The organism is Streptomyces sp. NPDC047002 (assembly GCF_040704505.1).
Taxonomy (GTDB): domain Bacteria; phylum Actinomycetota; class Actinomycetes; order Streptomycetales; family Streptomycetaceae; genus Streptomyces.
Map to the genome: position 1 here is coordinate 77,158 of NZ_JBEYWC010000004.1, position 19,284 is coordinate 96,441.

Annotated in this window: 18 protein-coding genes and 1 riboswitch; of the genes, 9 read left to right on the forward strand and 9 right to left on the reverse strand. The window is 73.7% G+C overall.

Translation table 11 applies throughout. The annotated features are described in order from the left end of the window. The first annotated feature begins 115 nt into the window (after nucleotides 1-115). From AB0910_RS06155 to AB0910_RS06170, 4 genes are all read left to right on the forward strand, one after another. A complete protein-coding gene (locus AB0910_RS06155) occupies nucleotides 116-598 on the forward strand; it encodes a sigma-70 family RNA polymerase sigma factor (RefSeq protein ID WP_366743340.1) in 483 nt (160 codons plus the stop codon). Further along, nucleotides 595-1,368 (forward strand): zf-HC2 domain-containing protein, encoded by a 774-nt coding sequence (locus AB0910_RS06160; RefSeq protein WP_366743341.1) that lies wholly within the window; start codon nucleotides 595-597, stop codon nucleotides 1,366-1,368. The genes AB0910_RS06155 and AB0910_RS06160 overlap by 4 nt, the downstream gene beginning before the upstream one ends. A 227-nt stretch (nucleotides 1,369-1,595) precedes the next feature. After that, on the forward strand, nucleotides 1,596-2,135 hold the full coding sequence (locus AB0910_RS06165) for a hypothetical protein (RefSeq protein ID WP_366743342.1): 540 nt from the start codon (nucleotides 1,596-1,598) through the stop codon (nucleotides 2,133-2,135). A gap of 50 nt (nucleotides 2,136-2,185) precedes the next feature. Then, entirely contained in the window at nucleotides 2,186-2,923 is a 738-nt protein-coding gene (locus tag AB0910_RS06170; protein WP_366743343.1) for a hypothetical protein, read from the forward strand. 93 nt (nucleotides 2,924-3,016) lie between these two features. On the opposite strand, the gene AB0910_RS06175 is transcribed toward AB0910_RS06170, so the two are convergent. Continuing rightward, nucleotides 3,017-3,991, reverse strand: coding sequence for a helix-turn-helix transcriptional regulator (locus AB0910_RS06175; protein WP_366743344.1), 975 nt, complete (start codon nucleotides 3,989-3,991; stop codon nucleotides 3,017-3,019). A gap of 235 nt (nucleotides 3,992-4,226) precedes the next feature. Here AB0910_RS06175 and AB0910_RS06180 point away from each other — a divergent pair, with 235 nt between their 5' ends. Then, the gene (locus AB0910_RS06180; protein ID WP_366743345.1) at nucleotides 4,227-4,664 is read left to right on the forward strand and encodes a GFA family protein; all 438 of its coding nucleotides are present in this window, start codon (nucleotides 4,227-4,229) and stop codon (nucleotides 4,662-4,664) included. Nucleotides 4,665-4,724: 60 nt separating this feature from the next. Continuing rightward, nucleotides 4,725-6,095: an NAD-dependent succinate-semialdehyde dehydrogenase gene (locus AB0910_RS06185; RefSeq protein ID WP_366743346.1), complete on the forward strand. Its 1,371-nt coding sequence runs from the start codon at nucleotides 4,725-4,727 to the stop codon at nucleotides 6,093-6,095. On the opposite strand, the gene AB0910_RS06190 is transcribed toward AB0910_RS06185, so the two are convergent. The 8 genes from AB0910_RS06190 to AB0910_RS06225 all read right to left on the reverse strand — a co-directional run bounded on the left by AB0910_RS06190 (nucleotide 6,064) and on the right by AB0910_RS06225 (nucleotide 16,336). Next, on the reverse strand, nucleotides 6,064-7,758 hold the full coding sequence (locus AB0910_RS06190) for an ATP-binding cassette domain-containing protein (protein WP_366743347.1): 1,695 nt from the start codon (nucleotides 7,756-7,758) through the stop codon (nucleotides 6,064-6,066). The two genes, AB0910_RS06185 and AB0910_RS06190, sit on opposite strands and share 32 nt — an antisense overlap. After that, on the reverse strand, nucleotides 7,755-8,591 hold the full coding sequence (locus tag AB0910_RS06195) for an ABC transporter permease (RefSeq protein WP_366743348.1): 837 nt from the start codon (nucleotides 8,589-8,591) through the stop codon (nucleotides 7,755-7,757). The genes AB0910_RS06190 and AB0910_RS06195 overlap by 4 nt, the downstream gene beginning before the upstream one ends. Next, the gene (locus AB0910_RS06200) at nucleotides 8,588-9,535 is read right to left on the reverse strand and encodes an ABC transporter permease (RefSeq protein ID WP_366743349.1); all 948 of its coding nucleotides are present in this window, start codon (nucleotides 9,533-9,535) and stop codon (nucleotides 8,588-8,590) included. The genes AB0910_RS06195 and AB0910_RS06200 overlap by 4 nt, the downstream gene beginning before the upstream one ends. Before the next feature lie 4 nt (nucleotides 9,536-9,539). Beyond that, complete coding sequence (locus AB0910_RS06205; protein WP_366743350.1) at nucleotides 9,540-11,102, reverse strand: ABC transporter substrate-binding protein; 1,563 nt, start codon at nucleotides 11,100-11,102, stop codon at nucleotides 9,540-9,542. A gap of 51 nt (nucleotides 11,103-11,153) precedes the next feature. Continuing rightward, nucleotides 11,154-11,282, reverse strand: a riboswitch (cobalamin riboswitch). 399 nt (nucleotides 11,283-11,681) lie between these two features. Then, the gene (gene cobF, locus AB0910_RS06210) at nucleotides 11,682-12,524 is read right to left on the reverse strand and encodes a precorrin-6A synthase (deacetylating) (protein ID WP_366743351.1); all 843 of its coding nucleotides are present in this window, start codon (nucleotides 12,522-12,524) and stop codon (nucleotides 11,682-11,684) included. A 151-nt stretch (nucleotides 12,525-12,675) separates the two neighbouring features. Further along, nucleotides 12,676-13,854 carry an enolase C-terminal domain-like protein gene (locus AB0910_RS06215; RefSeq protein WP_366743352.1) on the reverse strand — a complete coding sequence of 393 codons (1,179 nt, stop codon included), beginning with the start codon at nucleotides 13,852-13,854 and terminating at the stop codon, nucleotides 12,676-12,678. Nucleotides 13,855-14,152: 298 nt separating this feature from the next. Beyond that, the gene (locus tag AB0910_RS06220) at nucleotides 14,153-14,899 is read right to left on the reverse strand and encodes a FadR/GntR family transcriptional regulator (RefSeq protein WP_366743353.1); all 747 of its coding nucleotides are present in this window, start codon (nucleotides 14,897-14,899) and stop codon (nucleotides 14,153-14,155) included. Between the two features lie 108 nt (nucleotides 14,900-15,007). Beyond that, the gene (locus AB0910_RS06225; RefSeq protein WP_366743354.1) at nucleotides 15,008-16,336 is read right to left on the reverse strand and encodes an MFS transporter; all 1,329 of its coding nucleotides are present in this window, start codon (nucleotides 16,334-16,336) and stop codon (nucleotides 15,008-15,010) included. Nucleotides 16,337-16,537: 201 nt separating this feature from the next. Between AB0910_RS06225 and AB0910_RS06230 the strand changes: the two genes are divergently transcribed. The 3 genes from AB0910_RS06230 to AB0910_RS06240 all read left to right on the forward strand — a co-directional run bounded on the left by AB0910_RS06230 (nucleotide 16,538) and on the right by AB0910_RS06240 (nucleotide 19,180). After that, on the forward strand, nucleotides 16,538-17,239 hold the full coding sequence (locus tag AB0910_RS06230) for an RraA family protein (protein ID WP_366743355.1): 702 nt from the start codon (nucleotides 16,538-16,540) through the stop codon (nucleotides 17,237-17,239). Between the two features lie 151 nt (nucleotides 17,240-17,390). After that, a complete protein-coding gene (locus AB0910_RS06235) occupies nucleotides 17,391-18,419 on the forward strand; it encodes an alcohol dehydrogenase catalytic domain-containing protein (protein WP_366743356.1) in 1,029 nt (342 codons plus the stop codon). Continuing rightward, nucleotides 18,416-19,180 carry an SDR family oxidoreductase gene (locus tag AB0910_RS06240; RefSeq protein WP_366743357.1) on the forward strand — a complete coding sequence of 255 codons (765 nt, stop codon included), beginning with the start codon at nucleotides 18,416-18,418 and terminating at the stop codon, nucleotides 19,178-19,180. The genes AB0910_RS06235 and AB0910_RS06240 overlap by 4 nt, the downstream gene beginning before the upstream one ends. The last annotated feature ends 104 nt before the right edge of the window (nucleotides 19,181-19,284 follow it).

Consider the following 19,284-nt stretch of genomic DNA (forward strand, 5'->3'; position numbering starts at 1 on the left):
CGCTCGCTGAACCGGGGCGCGCACCGGCTCGTACACGCTTCCGGCAGGACGCCTCCAGCGTCCCGCGCAGACAGGAGGCGGATCGATGCCGGTGCCCTCGCCGGAAGAGGCTCTGATGACCGCGTTGCACCGCGACCACTACGACGTGCTGATGGCCTTCGTGCTGCGCTACGTCGACGGGCGCGACGAGGCCGAGGACGTGGTGCAGGAGACTCTGCTGCGGGCCTGGCGGACGATCGAGCGGGTCGACAGGAACACGGCGCGCTCCTATCTCTTCACCGTGGCGCGCAACGTCGTCACGGACGGATGGCGTGCGAAGCGGGTGCGCCCCGCCACGGTCAGCGACGACCGGGCGATGCACCGGGTGTCGGCCCACGACGACATCGAGGCCGCGTTGGAGGCACAACTGGTCGCCACTGCCCTGGAACGGCTGACCGCGGACCACCGGGCCGTGGTCCGACTGCTGTACTACGACGGGCTGAGCGTCGCCGAGGCGGCACGACGGCTCACGGTGCCCGAGGGCACGGTGAAGTCCCGGGCCTACTACGCGGTGCGCAGCCTGCGCACGGCCTTCGAGGAGATGGGGGTGCTGCGGTGAACAGCGGCCACGCCGAGGTGCGCACACTGATGGGCGGCTATGTTCTCGGCGGCCTCGACGAGAGTGAACGCCGCTTGTTCGAAGCCCACTTGGCGGAGTGCGCCGCGTGCAGGGACGAGCTGGCGGGCCTGACACCGCTGCCCGGCCTGCTGCGGCGCGCCGTCCCCGCCGCCCGGCCGGACGACGCGGACGCGGGGCGCCCGGCGGGCCGGGCCCCCGGCCCCGAACGCCCCGAGCCCCCTGAGCCCCCTGAGCACCCTCAAGGCACCTCCCCCGCACGGCAGTCGGAGGACGGAAGGGTGAGCGCCCGCGACGCCTCCCTCGAACGGCTGCTGGACGGGGTACGCCGCCAGACGGCGGGGCCTCGCAGGCGCGGGCGTCCGCAGCTGCGGCTGCTCGCGCCGGCCGCCGCGCTGGTGGCGGCCGCGCTGCTGGGCGGCGTACTCGTCCGCACCGGCCAGCCTGACGGCCCGCCGCCGCTGGCCTTCGTCGCCGCCGGCGGGACGGACGTGGCGGGCGAGGCGAAGCTCACCGCCAAGCCCTGGGGCACGGCCGTCGATCTCGACCTGCGCCATCTGCCGGCGACGGGCTCGTTCACCCTGCGGGTGGCCGACGACGACGGCCGTACCCAGCAGGCGGCAGCCTGGGGGGCCACCCCCGGCACCGCGGCCCGGGTCACCGGGGCGAGCTCGGTGCACCCCGGGCACATCAGGACCCTGTCGGTCCTCGACCACTCCGGGCGCGTCCTCGCCACCGTCCACCCGTCCTGAACCACACCGCAACACCACCGCACACCGCACACCGCGCCCGGCGGCCCCCGGCCCGCCGGGCGCGAACGGACCGCCGGCCCCCGCACGCCCCGCCGCGCGCCGCTCCGGCATGCCCCGACAAGCCCGTGCCCGCCGCCAAGGGCACCCACCCAGCGGGCCGCCACCCGCACACCGGCCCACCCGTACGCCGTCGGCACCACCACCGACACGGGAAGAGAGAGAACACCATGATCCGCGCCCTGCGCACCCCCGCGATCGCCGCAGCCGGCCTCGCCCTCGCCGCCTTCGCCACCGCCTGCTCCTCGGGGGGCGGCTCTTCCGACTCCGCTGCTTCTGCGCCGGCGACGCCGAAGGCGGCCGCGTCGGGCACGGCCGCCGCGCCGAGCACACCGGCGGACGGCGCGGGCGGCGTCGGCGTCTCGGACTCGCCGGCCCTCGGCCGGGTCCTGGTCGACGGCTCCGGCCGCACCCTGTACGTCTTCGACCAGGACGCCACCACCCCCGGCGCCTCCTCCTGCTACCAGGACTGCGCCGCCAAGTGGCCCCCGGTGCCCGCCACCACCCACGCCGACGGCGTGAACACGAGCCTGCTCGGTTCGATCACCCGCAAGGACGGCACGCACCAGCTCACCGTCGGCTCGCAGCCGGTGTACCTGTTCGCGGGCGACAGCGCCGCGGGCGACACCAAGGGGCAAGGCGTCAAGGGCGCCTGGCACGCCGTCGACCCGCAGGGCACCAAGATCACCAAGGCCGCACCGGCCACGTGACGCCGCCCTCCCCGCCTTTCCCCCACCCGCACACCACGAAAGGAATCCCCATGCAGCGCAACGGGAAGAAGCTCAGGCGCGTCCTCGCCGGCGGCGCCGCCCTCGCGGCGGTCGCCGGCGGTGTCACCGCCTCCCTCTCCACGGCGAACGCCGCCACACCGGACACGCACCGCGCGACGGCCCACTACGGCAAGCCGTCCCCCGTGCGGCCCCCGCACACCGCGCCGGTGTCGGTCGAGGTGTTCGCACCCGAGCGGGGCGACAACACGGGCGCCGACGGCAAGGGCTGGTTCGTGGACATGGAGCTGTCCTTCCACAACGCCTCGCTGAAGCAGACCGGCTTCACCGGGCCGCAGCTGACGGGGCCCGCCGCGCACAACGACATACCGCCCTTCCCCGGCACGTTCTCGCCCGGTCAGGACGACCGCAACCCCGGTCTCGTCGTCCTCGACTCCACCGTCAACTCCACCGCGCCGTTCTCCGGCCCAGGGACGAACCTGGCCAACCTCTTCAACCTCACCGGCGTCACCGACCGCACCCCGCACGGGACCGAGCTGTGGGACACCTGGATCGTCGGCGACTCCATAGCGGGCAAGGACGTCGACAGCGTCCTGACGGTCGCCGTCGTGGCCGACCTCGACCACGACGGCGTCTACGACGACGCGCCCCCGGTCGTGAAGGACGCGAACCACGACGGCAGGATCGACGCGAAGGACCTCCGGCTCCTCGGCGTCGCCTCCAACATCGTCCAGGTGCCCTTCCACATCAACGGCGCCCCGGCCGCCTGACCCGCCCGGCCCCGCCGTACCGGACGCCGGCCCCGGGTCCCCTCGGACCCGGGGCCGTCACCCTCCCGACGGGCGACACCGCGCGCGTACTACTCAGCGTTCCGAGTCGCCCAGGGCGCCGGGGGACCGGTCCCTGGCGGCGTCGGCGCCCCAGCTGGCCAGCAGGCGCAACGCCTGCTCGGAGGCCGATGAGGGTGCGGCGTGGTAGCTGCTCAGGTACTGGTCCTGGTCGCTCTGGAGCGCGAGGGTCTCGTAGCGCAGGGTCAGCCCGCCCACGAGCGGATGCGTCAGACGCATGGTGCCGTGGGTCTTCTTCTTGACGTCGTGCGCGGCCCACAGCCTGCGGAACTCCGTGCTTTCCATGGAGAGTTCACCGACCAGCGAGGCGAGGAGGGCGTCGTCCGGGTGCAGGCCCGCCCACAGCCGCAACTGCCCCACCACGTCCCGGGCTTTGCCGTCCCAGTCGGTGAAAAGCCTGCGAGAGGCAGGGTCGAGGAAGGTGATCCTGGCCCAGTTGCGGTCCCGCGGGGCCCGGGCCGCCCAGTCGCCGAATACGGCAGAGGCCGTCTGGTTCCAGGCCAGCACGTCGGAGCGGCGGCCCCACACGTAGGCCGGCACCCCCTCCATGGCCGCGAGGAGATCCCGTACCTCGGGCCTGACCTGCTGCCGTGGGGGTTCGATGTGCTTCTCCGCGTGTCGCCTTGGCTGGGCCAGCTGCACGAGGTGGGCGTGCTCGGCGTCCGAGAGACGCAGGACACGCGCGATCGCGTCCACCACCTCACGCGAGGCATTGCGGGCGTTCCCCTGTTCGAATCGCGTGTAGTACGCGGCGGAGACTCCGGCGAGCTGTGCCAGCTCCTCGCGCCGCAGCCCCGGGACGCGACGCCGGCGGCTGTGGTCGGTGAGACCGACATCGGCCGGCTTGAGGCGGCCCCTGCGGGTGCGCAGGAACTCGCTCAGCTCCGCGCGCGGGTCGAGACCCTCGTGCCGCTGGTTCCGGGGTTCCGGTTGCGGGCCTGTTCCTGCCGCTGCTGAAGCGTCTTCCCGGGCCCCGTGGTGGCTTGCCATGTTTCGAGTATTGCGCGGTTCGCGCGGCCGGTCCTGTCCCTGCCGGTGGTAGCTCCGCGAGACGTGGACGACAGGGGTGTCTGGCTGATCCCGGGCTTTCGGGCGACTCTCGAACTGCCCTGATCAGCGGCGTAAGCCCGCACCGGAAGGCTCGCCCCGCGGGCTCCCCCACCGCGGGGCACACCGCCGCCGCGCGGGCACGCACCCGGCAGTCCACAGGAGAGCGGAACACGAGATGAGCGCCACCGACCTCGCACCACGCCCCCGTACCCGCACCGGTCACTGCCTGTGCGGATCGATCAGCTACCGGTTCGACGCGGAGCCCGCGGCCGTCGTCGTGTGCCACTGCGGCCACTGCCAGCGCCACACCGGCTCCGCGTTCTCGGTGAACGTTTTGGTGCCGCGCGACTCCCTGCGGGTCGAGGGAACCCCCAAGGCGGTACGGACCACCGGCGCGGAGAACGGCAGTCCGCGCGACCGGCAGTTCTGCGGCGACTGCGGCACACCGGTCTTCACCGTCCTGCACGAGGCGCCCGAACTCATGATCGTCAAGGCGGGCACCCTCGACGACCACACCGGCATCGAGCCGACCGCCGAGGTCTGGCTGCGCCGGGCCCAGGACTGGGTCGAGCCGTCCGCACACCGGCCGCTGTTCGAAGGCGACGCCCAGTAGCCCGAGACCTGGGGCACGGCACCCCCGGCCCCCGAGATGTACGACAACAAGGAGCAGACCATGAGCTTTCAGACAATCAACCCGGCGACCGGCGCGTTCGTGAAGGAATTCCCGCTCCAGTCGGACGAGGAGGTGTTCGCCGCGCTGGACACCGCGGACCGGCTCTACCGCGAGGACTGGAGGTTCCGTCCCGTCGCGGAGCGGGCCCGTATCGTCGCCCGGGCGGCGGAGATCCTGCGCGCGAAGCACGACGAGTACAGGGAACTGCTGACCCTGGAAATGGGCAAGGTCACCCGTTTCGGCGACTTCGAGGTCGATCTCGTCGCCGACATCATGGACTACTACGCCCGGCACGGGGAGAGGTTCCTCGCGGAGCAGGAGCTGCCCGAGGAGCCCGGCGCGAAGGTGGTCACCGAACCGATCGGCGTGATCCTGGCGATCGAACCCTGGAACTTCCCCTTTTACCAGCTGGTCCGCGTCGCCGCTTCCCAGCTCGTCGCGGGCAACGTGGTGCTGATGAAGCACGCGGAGAGCGTCCCCCAGTGCGCGCTGGCCTTCGCCAGGCTGTTCGAGGAGGCCGGGGCGCCCGAGGGCGCGTACACGAACCTCTTCTGCGGCGTCGAGCAGGTCGGCATGCTGATCGACGACTTCCGCGTGCGGGGCGTCACCCTCACCGGCAGCGAGCGTGCCGGCACCGCGGTCGGCGAGCGCGCGGGCCGCAACCTCAAGAAGGCCGTCCTGGAGCTGGGCGGCAGCGACCCGGCGCTGATCCTCCCCGGCGCGCGGATGGACCAGGCCGTCGAGCAGGTCGTGAGGGGCCGCACGTACAACTCGGGCCAGGGCTGCGTCAACATCAAGCGCGTCATCGTCGTCGGCAGGGAACGGGGCGAGCAGATGCTCGCCGCGCTCACGGACGCCTTCGCCGCGCTCACGGTGGGCGACCCCGCCGACAAGGAGACCCAGCTCGGCCCGCTGTCCAGCGAGCGCGCCCTGGAGGGCCTGCTCCGGCAGATCCAGGAGGCCGAGAACGCGGGCGCCACCGTCGTCACGGGCGGCAGCCGTGTCGGCCGCCCCGGCTTCTACCTCGAACCGACGATCATCGCCGACATCACCGAGGACAACCCGCTCTACCACGAGGAGGCCTTCGGACCGGTCCTGTCCTTCTACGTCGTCGACAGCGAGGAGGAGGCCGTCCGGCTGGCCAACGCCACCAGGTTCGGCCTGGGCGGCTACGTCTTCGACGCCGACGTCGAGCACGCCCGGCAGGTGGCCGCCCGCCTGGAGGCCGGCATGGTGTTCGTCAACTCCTGCTTCGCCGACTCGCCGAGCCGCCCCTTCGGCGGGGTCAAGAACTCCGGCTTCGGCCGCGAGCTGGCCGAGGCGGGCATCGGTGAGTTCCTCAACCGCAAGATGGTGAGGGTCGCACCGTAGCCCCGCCCGGCGGCCCGCCGGCTGAGCGCCCGGGGCCGCGGTCGGCCGGCTGGTCCGGCCCGGAAGCCTTCGTGTCCTCAGTGGTGGCTTCGGGCCCCAGGAGTGACAGCACCTCGTCGGCCGGTCCGCGCCGGGTGCAGCGCCCGCTGTCGAACACGACGGCCTCGGTGCACAGGGCGCGTACCGCGGACGGGTCGTGGCTGATGATGAGCAGGGCCGTCGCCGCCGGGGCGAGCAGGTACGGCAGCGTGTCGAGAACGCGTTCGCGTGAAGCGGTGTCCAGTGCCGATGTCACCTCGTCGCACACCAGCAGCGCGGGGTGTGCGGCCAGCGCCCGGACCAGGGCGCAGCGCTGCAGTTGGCCGCCGGACAGCCGGTCGGGAGTCCGGTCGAGCTGCTCGGCCCCGAGGCCGAGGGCGGCCGCCATGTCCACCGCCTCTGCCTGCGCCTGCCCGCCGGGCAGGCCTCGCAAGAGGGTTGCCGTGGCCGCGAGTTGGTCCAGCATCGGCCGGTGCCGCTCGAAGGAGTCGGCACTGTTCTGGTGCACGTACTGGACGGCTCGGCGCTGCGCGGTCGTACGGCGGTCGATCCGCGCGGGAAGCGGTACGCCGTCGACGCGGACCTCGCCCGAGGTCGGGGCGGTCAGACCGGCGAGGGCGCGGGCGAAGGTGGTCTTCCCCGAGCCCGAGGGGCCGAGCAACGCGGTTCTGCTGCCGGGCGGAAACGTCAGTGACACCGGGCCCGCGAGGAGCGCGGCGGACCGGCGGCGCACGACGATGTCCCGGGCGGTGACCGCGCCGAAGCGTGCCGCCGCCGGTCCTTCGGGCACCGGGGCCGTACGGCTCGCCGTGCCCGTGCGGCACTCCGCGGCGAGCAGTTCCCGGGTGGCTCGGTGACGTGCGAGGACGCGCGGCCCTGCGACGCGTACGCCGGGGCCGAGGAGCTCGGCCGTGGGGCCGTACTCCACGGCCCGTCCGTGCTCAAGCACGAGGGCCCGGTCCGCTGTGCGCCGCACCAGGGGCAGGTCGTGGCTGAGCAGCAGCACGCCCGTACCGGCGTCGGCAAGGGCCCGGACGGTGCGCCCCACGGCCTGGGCTAGGGACGGGTCGAGGCCGCTGGTCGGTTCGTCGAGGACGAGGAGCCGGGCGCCCGTGACCAGGGCGGAGGCGAGCGCCAGGCGCTGCTGCTGGCCGCCCGAGAGCTGGTGGGGGAAGCGCCTGTGCACCAGGGCCCTGTCGAGGCCGGCGGCGGCCAGGGCCTGCGATGCGGCGGCTCTGCGCGCGGCCCTCCCGGCGTGTCCGAGAGCGGCGAGTTCCCTCAGTACGCCCTCCGCGCGGCGGACCGGGTCGAGAGCCGATTCGGGGTGCTGTGGCACGTGGGCCGCCCGTCCGGCCCGCGCCGTGCGGCGCGCCGCCGGGGTGAGGGTCAGGAGGTCCGTGCCCTCCAGCAGGACGCGTCCCGACAGGCTCACGCCGGCGCGCGAGGCGCCCAGGGCGGCAAGACCCAGCGTGGTCTTGCCGCTTCCCGACGGTCCGACGACGGCGACCACGGTGCCCGCCGGCACCGCAAGGCCGACCTTGTCGAGGAGCGGTCGTGGCGCCCCCTCCGCGTGCGCCGAGATCTCCGCCAGCTCCACCAGCGGTGCGGGGGACGGGCCGGTCACGTGTGGCTCCTCTTCCGGGCGAGGACGCGGTCGACGAGCAGGTTGCCTCCGACGCACAGGGAGGTCAGCAGGCCGGCCGGGACCAGGACGGCGGCGGGCTGGGTGAACAGGGCACCGCTGTTGCGCTCGATGAGCACCGCCCAGTCCGGTGACGACGCGGGCAGGCCGAGGCCGAGGAAGTTGGCGGACGCCAGCAGGTACAGCACGGTGGAGAAGCGGCCGCCCGCGTCGGTGGCCAAGGGCGCCGCCACCTCCCGTACCAGGTGCCGGAGATGGATGTAGGCCCAGCCGTGCCCCTGCATCCGCAGCGCCTCCACGACGGTCCGCGAGCCCGGTGCGAGCGCGGCGCCGCGTACCAGGCGTGCCACGGCCGGGACCTGGAGCACCCCTGCGACCGCCACCAGCCAGATCCCGTCGCGGTGGCCGGTCGCCGCCAGCGTCATCAGCACCAGCAGTCCCGGGAATGCGAGGACGAGGTCCATGGTGCGCATGACCGTCTCGTCGAGGCTCCTGCGCGGGCCCGCGGCCAGCAGTCCGAGCGGGATGCCGAGCAGCGTTCCCACGGCGAGCGCGGCGAGCGCACCGCCCACGACCGAGGCGCCGCCCCGCAGGACGAGGGAGAGCGCGTCGCGCCCCAGGACGTCCGTGCCCAGGGGATGCCCGGAACCGGGCGGCCGGGACGGGAGAGCGCCGGGCAGGGGTGCGTCGCCTCCGGCCGCCAACGGCCCCAGCAGGGCCAGGATGACGGGCACGCCCAGCAGGGCCAGGGCGGTCCACGGGCGGCGGTGCCCCGTCGCGACCGGGCCGGATGCCGTCGTCGAGGGCAGGCTCACGCGGTCACCTCACGTCGGGGAGCGAGGCGGTGGGCGACCAGATCGCCGATCAGGTTCACGAGGACGGCCGTCCCGGCGAACAGCAGCGCGTACGCCTGCACTTGGGGCAGGTCCCGGTTCTGGACCGCCTCGACGAAGCCCTCCCCGAGTCCGCTGAATCCGAAAACCGCTTCAACCAGCACCGCGCCGCCGAGCAGTCCCTCCACGCAGCGCGCGTACTGCTGTGCCGCCGGGCCCAGCGCGCCGGGCAGCACATGCCGCAGCACGACGGTGCGCTCGCGCATGCCGAGCAGGCGCAGGTGCTCGGCGACGGCGCCGTGCCGCTCGGCCGCCACGCCCGCCCGGATCTGCCGGGCCAGGTCGCACAGGTGCCGGGCCGTCAGGACGACGACGGGCAGCACCAGCACGGCCGGCTGGGCGAGCAGGGCGTCCGGGTCCATGCCGACGGCGGTGGCGGGCAGCAGCCCCGCCGCAAGCGACACCGCAGCGACCAGCAGCAGTCCCAGCACGAACTCCGGCACGGCGTGCAGCACGACGGCAGCGGTGTTCAAAGCGCGATCGACGCGGCTTCCCTCACGCAGTCCCGAAACCGTGCCCACGACGGGCGCCAGCACGGTGACGAGCACCAGGGCAGGCGCCCCCAGCAAGAGCGTCACCCCGACGCGGCGGCCGATGTCGTCGCCGACCGGCACCCCCGTGGCCAGGGAGTTGCCCAGGTCGCCGGTGAGCAGGCGGCCGAGCCAGTGCCAGAAGCGGACCGACGCCGGTTCGTCGAGCCCCAGCTGCTCGCGCAACGCCATCACCTGCTGAGGAGTGCCGAGTTCGCCGCGCAGCACGTCGGCCGTGTCGCCGGGCAGCAGCGAGCCGACGGCGAACACGGCCACCACCACCGCAAGGCACTGCAGGAGGGCGAGCAGACAGCGTCGCACGACGTAGGCGCGCACGGCGTCAGCCGACGCGGACCCGGTCGAAACGGGCCCAGTCGTGCGAGTTCGGCGGCGCGGCACGCAGGCCGCCGACCGAACGGGCGACGGCATCGTTGGCATCGGAGAACGCCCACACCAGAAGCCCGGATTGGTCGCGGGCGATCCTCTGGGCGCGTGCGAGCAACCCGAGCCGCTCCGCCTCGTCACGGCTGGTGCGGGCCCGGTCGAGCAGCGCGTCGAACCTCTTCGAGGAGTACTGCGTCTGGTTGCGCGCGGCGCCTCCGCGCACCCGCTGCTGCAGGAAGTCGGAGACCGGCAGTGTCGAGGTGGTGTTGAAGGCCGCCACCCCGTGCGTCTTGATCTCGCTGAAGTACGTGCTCGACGCACGGGTGTTCGCGGTCAGCCGCAGCCCGATCTCGCGCAGCTGGCGCGCCATCAGGTCCGCGGCCGGCTCCCAGGCGGCGTCCACGGAGCTGGTCTCCACCGTGATGTGCAGCCCCTCCGCGCCGGCCTCCCTCACGAGTGTGCGGGCCGCGTCGACGTCTCGCCTGCGGGGTTGGAGACCGTCGGGGTAGCCGCGCAGGCCCATCCCGAACAGGTCGTTGCCGACCTCGCCGTGCCCGGCGAGCGCGATCCGGACCAGCGCCTCGCGGTCGATGCCCAGCTGCACGGCGCGGATCAGGCGGGGGTCGTCGAACGGCGTGCGCCCCGTGCGCAGGAGCAGTTGCTGCGCAGTGGCCCGCTTCGCGGTGAGCAGGCGGATGGAGCTGTTGTTCTTCAGCCGCTCCACGGACGCTCCGGCCATGTCGGCGCCGTAGTGCACCTGGCCGGACAGCAGGGCGTTGAGCCGTGCCGCCTCCTCGTCGGCGGGGACGATCTCCAGTTCTGCGATGTGCGGGGCGCCGTCCCAGTGGTCAGCCCAGCCGCGGTAGCGTGCGGTGCCGCCGGGGGTGAACGACACGTAGGTGAAGGGCCCGGAGCCGACCGGCTTGCGGAATTCCGTCGTGCCCGCCGGAATGATCTCGGTGCCTGGGCCCGCGAAGACCGTGGGGAACTCGAAGTTCGGCGCCTTCAGTACGAGGACGACGGAGCGGTCGCCGTCGGCCCTGCTCGCGGTGAAGTCGATCGCGGACAGCAGGACCTGCGAGGGCGATCCGGTCTTGGGGTCGGCGGCGCGGCGGTAGCTGTAGAGGACGTCCTCGGCGGTGACCGGCTTGCCGTCGTGGAACCGTGCCGTGCGCAGGCGTATGCGCCAGCGGGTGCCGGAGGCGCCGCTCTCCCAGGACTCGGCGAGCCGCTTGCGCACCGACATGTCGTCCGCGTACGTGCCGAGCGTGTCGTAGAGCGCCTTGGCCCTGGCCTGGTCGACGAAGTTCGGGGCGACGTGCGGGTCCAGGGTCTCCTGGGAGCCGCCGGAGGTGAACGCCGCGCGGAACCGGTCGCCGCCTCCCCCGTCCCTGGTGTCGCCGCCGCAACCGGTGAGCAGGCCGGTGCCGGCGAGCGCCATCGCGCCCGAGGCGGCCAGTACCCCGCGTCGGCCCGGCTCCTTGCGCCCTTCCGGCCCTGTTCGGGCATGCGTCGTCACATCGATCCTCTCCGGGGTGTCCTCGCCCCTGCTGGCGGACCGGCGACGGGTCAGTCTCCTGGCTCCCGGATCGTCGCTCGCCTCCGCCTTCCCGTCCGCTCGCGCGGGCAGTGGCGTGCGGGAGGGTCGCTTCCCGGTCACAGTGGCGGGACCGCGCCGGATTCGCACCGGCTTCCTGGTCTCCGTCGCCTCGTGTGCTCATTGTGACGCACGGGCGGTCGTCGGCAGGAGCCCGGTCCCTTCAACCGGCCGGGGAGGAGCGCTTCCGGGCCGTGATCGGCACGGTCGAGGCGGTGGCGGGCCCGGCGCCGCGCGTCCCGGCCCGGCGTGGGCTGGCCCGGCCCGGCCCGGCGTGGGCTGGCCCGGCCCGGCCCGGCGTGGGCTGGCCCGGCCCGCTGCACCGCTGCCGTCACGGACCGGGTGCCGCACCGGTGCCCCGGCGCCGGGGCCACCGTCCTGCACCGGCCGGACACCGGGCCGCCGGTCCGCCTCCACGGCGTGCCGGCCTGCCTGCCGCGCGAGGGCGGTGTGTTCCTCGACGCCGAGCACATGCAGGACGAGTCGGCGACGCGGCGGGTGTCAGGCGACGTTCCCGCCGCTCCCGCCCGTCTCCCCTGGCGGCACCGACGCGGCTGCTCGCGCCGGCCCTTCCGCGATCCGCAGCAGATACGTGTCCATGATCCAGCCGTGCCGCTCGCGGGCCTCGGCGCGGACCCGCCGGATGCGGTCGGCGACCTCGTGGAGCGGCCCGGCGACGAGGAGTTCGTCCGGGGTGCCGAGGTAGGCGCCCCAGTAGATCCATACGTCGTCGCCCTCGACCCGGCTGAACGACTCGTCCGCGTCGAGCATGACGACGATGTCGCCGTCGTCGTTCTGGGCGACGTCGGCGAGGCGGCGCGCCGGGGTGATGTGCACCGGGCGGCCCACCTGGTTGAGCGGGATGCGGTGGCGTGCGGTCAGGGAGGCGACGCTGGTGATGCCGGGAATCACCTCGACGCTCATGGAGAGCGCGCCGCGGTCCTCGATGTCCCCGAGGATGCCGAGCGTGCTGTCGTACAGGGACGGATCGCCCCAGACGAGGAACGCCCCCGTCTCACCTGCCGCCATCTCCTCGCGCATGGCCCTCGCGAAGATCCCGCCGCGCCGCTCGCGCCAGTCCTCGACGGCCGCCGTGTAGCCGGAGCGGTCCATCGGACGCCTGTCGCGGCCGGGATCCTCGACCTCCACCAGACGGTACGGGCGCTGCGCGTGCTCCTCGATCATCCGGCGGCGCAGGTCGGTCAGGGACGCCTTGTGCGGTCCCTTGCCGACGATGAAGAAGACGTCGGCCCGCCGGATCGCCTTCACGGCCTGAAGGGTCAGGTGGTCGGGATCGCCGGCCCCGATGCCGATGACGAGGATCGCGCGCTGCTCCGTACTCATGCGGACAGTCTTCCAGGGCCCTCCCACGGCAGGGGCTCGCTCCGCGTCGGCGGGGGCTGCCGGGGAACCGCCGCCGCGGGGCCGCCGGCCGCACGTCCTTCGGTGCGGCACGGCCTGAGGGCGGTGCGGGCGGCTCCGGGCCGTGCGAGGGTCAGGCGCCGCCGGTGCCCGGGCCGATCTTCATGCCGAGGGCGGGGATGAACGCGAACTCCTCCTCGATCTCGGGAGTCAGGAGGGCGCCGCTGCCGGGCACGGAGAGGTCCGCGCGGGCGATGGTGCCGCCGCGGATCGGGAACGGCGCCGCCTGGGTCGCCTCGCGCAGCGGGTTGCGCAGGGTGCACACCTCGACCAGCGGCATGCCGAGGGCGAACGCGACATGGGTGCTGTTGAGCAACTGGACGCCGCTGCCCCACACATGCGGGATGGCGTCCAGGCCCCGGACCCTCGACTGCTCGACGACGCGCCGGAAGTCGGCGAAGCCGCCGATCATGCCGACGTCGGGCTGCACCACCCGCACGCCGTCGGCAGCCATGAGGTGCTCGAAGTCCTGGATGACGCTGTAGCTCTCCACACCCGAGACCGGTACGTCCAGGGCGCGCGTCACGGCCGCGTACCCCGCGATGTCCTCGGCCGCGCACGGCTCCTCGAACCAGCCGTACGGCAGGGTGTCCTGGAAGGCGCGGCCGACCGCGACGGCGTCATCGACCCGCCAGGGGTGCGAGGAGCAGCCCTGCACCAGGTCGAGGGCGACCTTCGTGCCGGGGGACAGCCGCCGGGCCAGGTACTCCAGGAGGTCCACGGTGGTCTGCGGGTCGCGCATGGCGCGGATCTTCACGATGCCGAAGCCCGCGTCCTCCTGCTCGCCGACCCACGCGCGGATCTGCTCGTGGGTCACACCGAGGCCGCCGCTCGCGTAGCCCCGCACGGTCTCGGGCACGGCGGCAGGGTCTTCTGCCAGGTGCTGCCAGAGCGGCACGCCCGCCTCCCGCGCCTCCGCGTCCAGGCAGGCCATCTCGATCGCGGCGACGACACCGGAGGCGATGCCGCCGCGGGCCCAGAAGCGGGTGTACGCGCGCAGGTGGTCGCCGATGTCGACGGCGCGGAACTCGCCGGCCGGCAGGTACGGCTCGAAGGCGCTCAGCAGCCCGGGCACGGCCTCGGCCGCCATCGTCGACTGGGAGACCTCGCCGAGCCCCCGGGCGCCGGCCTCCGTGGTGACCTCCACCAGGGCCGCGTTCCACGCCCAGATCCGGCCGCCCACCCACTCCAGCGGCGGATGGCCGGAGTTGTCGTGGCTCAGCAGTACGGAGCGTATGGACCTGATCCTCATGGTTCTCCCTGTGGCGGTCCTGGTCGATCGTTCCGGCGTTCCGGCGGTCCGACACCAGGATTATTGGCAGGGCCAAAAGTGCCCTCAAGAGGGAGGTTAGTGCCGGGTATCGCGAAACTCCATGACTTTGGCCCGACCAATTCCTGTCGACGGAGGGTGTCGGTGGAAGGCGTGCGGGAGCGGCACATGCCGCGGGTGTGCGCCACGGGCCGTGAGCGTGCGGCACGGGCCGGTCCCGCGCCGCGTCGCACCGCGTCGCCCTCCGGGGCGCCGCACGTCCCCGCCGGTACCGTCAGCCTCAGGGCGCGACGCCGGCGCCGTCCTCGTCGAGCGCGGCGCGCAGGGCCGTCTCGACGGCGATGACGTGGGCCGCGGCCAGCGTGGTGGCCCGGGACGGGTCCCGGTCGCGGACCGCGGCGAGGATCGCCTCGTGCTCGCCGCGCGTCCCGACGGCGCCGCCGCTGGTGCGGTACATGCCGGCGGCGATGCGGACGCGGAAGGTCATGCTGTTCAGGGCCGTGCCCAGCGCTTCCAGGGCCGGGTTGCGCGCTGCGGCGTTGAGGACGGCGTGGAACTCGATGTCGGCCGCCAGGTCCTCTTCGGTGTGCTCGGCCGCGTCGCCGGGCGGCGACATGCGCCCGACGCAGGACTCCAGCCTCGCCACCTCGTCGTCGGTGATGCGCACGGCCGCGAGGGCCGCCGTCTCCGCCTCGACGATGCGCCGGATGGTGAGGTATTCGAGCAGCCGCTCGGTCGGCGACACCTCGACCATGAAGGCCATGCTTTCGAGCAGCGACGTCGACGCGACGTTGCGCACGAAGGCGCCCGAGCCGCGCTTGACCTCGACGAGGCCCATCCGGGCGAGGGTGGCGAGCGCCTCCCTGATGGTGTTGCGCGAGACGCCCAGCTCCGCCGCGAGCTGGCGCTCGGGCGGCAGCCTGTCGTTCTCCCTGAGCTGCTGCGAGGTGATCATCAGCTTGAGCTTCGCGACCACCGCGTCCACCGCGGACGAGCCGTCGGCGGCGCCGCCGGAGCTGTCTGCCACCATCGACTCCTCCCCGCTTGCGCGCCGCCGGCCCCCGGGGTCCGCGTGCCGGCAAGTCTACTGAACGGGCCGGGTCTCATCTGTGGTGGCCCGGCCGCCGCGCGCCGGTCAGTCGGCCGTGGCCACCGGCTGCGCGGGCGCCGCCGCCCTGCGGTGCCTGACGGCGGGGAGGAACGCGATGTAGTTGACGGCGCCGACGACGGCCAGCGCCCCGGTGATCACCAGGGGCGGCACGAACGAGCCGGTCGCCGCGACGAGGGCGCCGGTCACCACGGGGCCGAGGAACCCCGCGACGTTGCCCGCCGAGTTCTGGATGCCGGCCAGCGACCCGATGTGCCGCGCGGTCGGCGCGAACTCGCTGGGGAACGTGCCGAGCGAGGGGCCGCCGATCAGCAGTGCCCCGTAGCTGACGCTCAGCAGGAGCAGCGCGGTGGCGGCGTTGGGCGCCACGACGGCGATCGCGATGAGGCTGGAGACCAGCATGCCGGAGACGATGAACCCCTTGCGGACGGCGTTCACATCGCGCCCCGCACGGATCAGCCGGTCCTGGAGGAACCCGCTGGCCAGCTCGCTCAGGACGGCGACGATGCCGGGGATCGCGCCGAAGACGCCCAGCGTGAGCAGGCTGAAGTGGCGGGCCTCCACCAGGTAGGTGGGGAACCAGGTGATGAAGAAGTACGCGACGTAGTTGAAGCAGAAGTACCCGATGACCATGGCCCAGGTCGCGCGCCTGCGGAACAGGTCGAGCCACCGCACCTGCCCGGCCCCGGCCGGCTCCGCGGGGTCCCGGTCGTTCGCGATGTGGTCGAGCTCGGCGCGGTTGGCCCGCCGGTGCGCCTGCGGGGTGCGGTACTCGGCGATCCAGCCGACCGACCAGAGCAGCGCGAGGGCGCCGATGATCACGAACGCGGTGCGCCAGCCGGCCCAGGCGATGATCCCGGACATCAGCGGCAGGGTGACGACGCCGCCGACGCGGGCGCCGATGTCCCAGACGGCGGTGGCCGTGGTGCGCTCCCGGCGCGGGAACCACTCGTTCGTCGCCTTCGTGCACGCGGGGTACTGGGTCGACTCGCCGGCACCGAGCAGCAGCCGCAGGCCGATCAGGGCGCCCACGCCCTGAACGGCCGCGGTGGCCACGGTCGCCACGCCCCAGACGATCGCGCCCACGCCGTAGGCGAGGCGCGCGCCCAGCTTGTCGACCAGGTAGCCGACCGGCAGCAGGAACGCCGCGTAGGCGAGAAAGAACCAGCCGAGGACGAATCCCTGCGCCACCGACGAGATGTGCAGGTCCTTGCTCATGTACGGCAGTGCCACGCTGATCGCGGACCGGTCGACGTTCGTGATGACCACACCGACGCCCGCCAGCACGGCCAGCCGCCATCTGATGCTGCTGCGCCGTGCCGCGGCGCTGTGGGCGGGGGTGTCCGCGTGCGTCATTGCACTCACTCTCCTCTGGAACCTGCCCTCGGATTGGACCGACCAATATGGCGGATCGCCGGTCACGTTAGCAGCGCACTGGAGATGTTTATAGCTTTTGGTCGGGCCAATTTCCTTGACGGGTCTTTCGTCGCCGCCTACGGTGAGCAACCGGCGGGGGCACGCGGGGCGTGCCGCGGCAACGTTAAGGAGCAACGAACTGTGGCCATCACCGACGACCGGCAGGACCCGGCGCCCCACCGCGGGCTGCCCCCGCTCGACGAGCGGGTCACCGCGGCGCAGCTGTCCGACTCGCTGGACTCGCTCCAAGTGCGGGGGCAGGTGCTCGACGGCCGCGTCCGCCCCCTGCGGAAGGGCTTCCGCGTCGTCGGGCGGGCCAGGACGATCCGGTTCGAGCCGGTGACCCGCCCGGCCGAGGAGGTGTACGCCGAGCCCGACCCGTACCGGCCGTTCATCGACTTCATGGCCGGGGTCCGGCGGGACGAGGTCGTGGTGGTCGCGACCGGTGGCGACGAACGCACCGCGTACTGGGGCGAGTTGTTCTCGGCGGCCGCGCTCGGCCAGGGCGCCGTCGGCGTGGTCTGCGACAGCTACACCCGGGACCGCGGCAAGGTCGAGGCCCTCGGCTTCCCCGTCTTCTCGCTCGGCACCCGGCCCCTGGACTACCGGGGGCGTATGCGGATCGCCGCCGCCCAGCAGCCGGTCGTCTGCGCCGGTGTGCGGATCGCTCCAGGCGACCTCGTGGTGGCCGAGGACGACGGCATCGTCGTCGTCCCCGCCGGGGTCGAGGCGGCCGCCGTCGAGCGGGCCAACCAGCGGGCCGCCACCGAGTCCACGGTGCTGGAGGAGCTGCTGTCCGGCAGGACGATCGGCGAGGTGTGGGACGACCATGGCGTCCTCTGAGCCGGCGGTGGGCGGGGCAGTCGCACCGATTTCGGTCGCACCGGCCCCGGTCGCACCGGCCACGGTCGCACCGGCCCCGGCCGCACCGCCGCCGGTCACACCGTCCCCCGCCGCACCGATGTCAGCCGCACCGACGTCAAAGGAACCCACCATGCGCGCAGCCGCTTACACCGGCGAAGGAACCATCGAGACCATCGAGCGCACCCCCGCGCCGCCCGGGCCCGGGCAGGTGCAGATCGCGGTCGCCTACGTCGGCCTGTGCGGGACCGACCTGCACGTCCTGCACGGCGACATGGACGCCCGGGTGACCACGCCCGCCGTGCTCGGCCACGAGATGTCCGGCACCGTCGCCGCGGTCGGGCCGGGGGCAGGCGGGGCGTGTGTGGACGACCCGGTGACCGTCATGCCGCTCGACTGGGACGGCACCTGTCCCGCCTGCCTGGCCGGCAACGAGCACATCTGCCAGCACCTGACCTTCATCGGCATCGACTCGCCCGGCGCCCTCCAGCAGCTGTGGAACGTGCCGGCCCGCTGCGTCGTCCCGCTCCCCGCCGGGCTCTCGCTCCGGCACGGCGCGCTGGTGGAGCCGGTCGCCGTCGCCGTGCACGACGTGCGCCGCGCGGACGTGCGCTACGGCGAGCGTGTCGTGGTCATCGGCGGGGGCCCCATCGGGGTCCTCGTCGCCACCGTCGCCCGCGAGTTCGGGGCCTCGGTCGCGGTCGTCGAGATCGACCGGGGGCGCCGCGGGCGCGCCGCGGCCCTCGGCTTCGAGACGGTCGACCCGGCCGCGGTCGACCAGGTCGCGTGGGTCGAGGAGTGGACGGGCGGAGCGGGCGCCGACGCGGTGTTCGAGGTGTCGGGCGCGGCGGCCGCCGTGCTCGGCGCCACCTCGCTCGTGAAGGTGCGCGGCCGCCTGACGGTCGTCGCGATCCACGGGCAGCCGCGCCCCGTCGACCTGCACCGGGTGTTCTGGCGCGAGCTGACCCTGCTGGGCGCGCGGGTGTACGAGCGGCGCGACTTCGAGACCGCGGCGGCGTTGCTCGGCCGCGGCGCGGTCCCCGCCGACGAGCTGATCACCGCGGTCGTCCCGCTGGAGGGGACCGCGGACGCGTTCGCCTCGCTCGCCACGGGAGAGGCGCTGAAGGTACTGGTGGACGTCGCGGGGGAGGTGGCGGCGTGAGCACCGACTTCGGACTGCACGGCTCCACCGCGCTGGTCACGGGGGCCAACCGCGGCATCGGACGCGCCATCGCCGAGGGGCTGGCCGGCGCCGGGGCCGACATCATCGGCGTCTCGTCCGGCATCGAGCCCCGCGGCAGCGAGGTGCAGCGCAGCGTCGAGGCGCTCGGCAGGCGCTTCGAGGCGCACCGGGTCGACTTCGCCGACCGGGGGGCGGTGGCCCGGTTCGCGCAGCTGGTCGCCGAGCGTCCCGAGCCCGTCGACATCCTGGTCAACAACGCCGGCACGATCGCCAGGACCCCGGCGCTCGACTACCCGCTCGACTCGTGGGACACGGTCCTCGAAGTCAACCTGTCCAGCCAGTTCGTGCTGACCCAGGCCGTGGCCCGCCGGATGGTCGAGCGGGGCGCCGGGCGGATCATCTTCACCGCGTCCCTGCTGAGCTTCCAGGGCGGCATCAACGTCCCGGCGTACACCGCGTCCAAGTCCGCCGTCGCCGGGCTCACCAGGGCCCTGGCCAACGAGTGGACGGGGCAGGGGGTGACGGTCAACGCGATCGCGCCCGGCTACATCGCCACCGACAACACCACGGCCCTGCGCGAGGACCCGGTGCGCTCGCGCGCCATCCTGGAGCGCATCCCGGCCGGACGGTGGGGAAGCGCCGAGGACATCGCGGGCGCGGCCGTCTTCCTCGCGGGGCCCGCGGCGGCCTACGTCTCCGGCACGGTGCTCGCGGTCGACGGCGGCTGGCTCGGGCGCTGAACCGGCGTCCGTACAGGGGGCGTCGGCGCGCCCGCGCACACCGGCCCCGGGGAGCGGGGAGCATCGCCCGACGGGGGCGCGGCGCGGCAAGGGGCCGGCGCGAC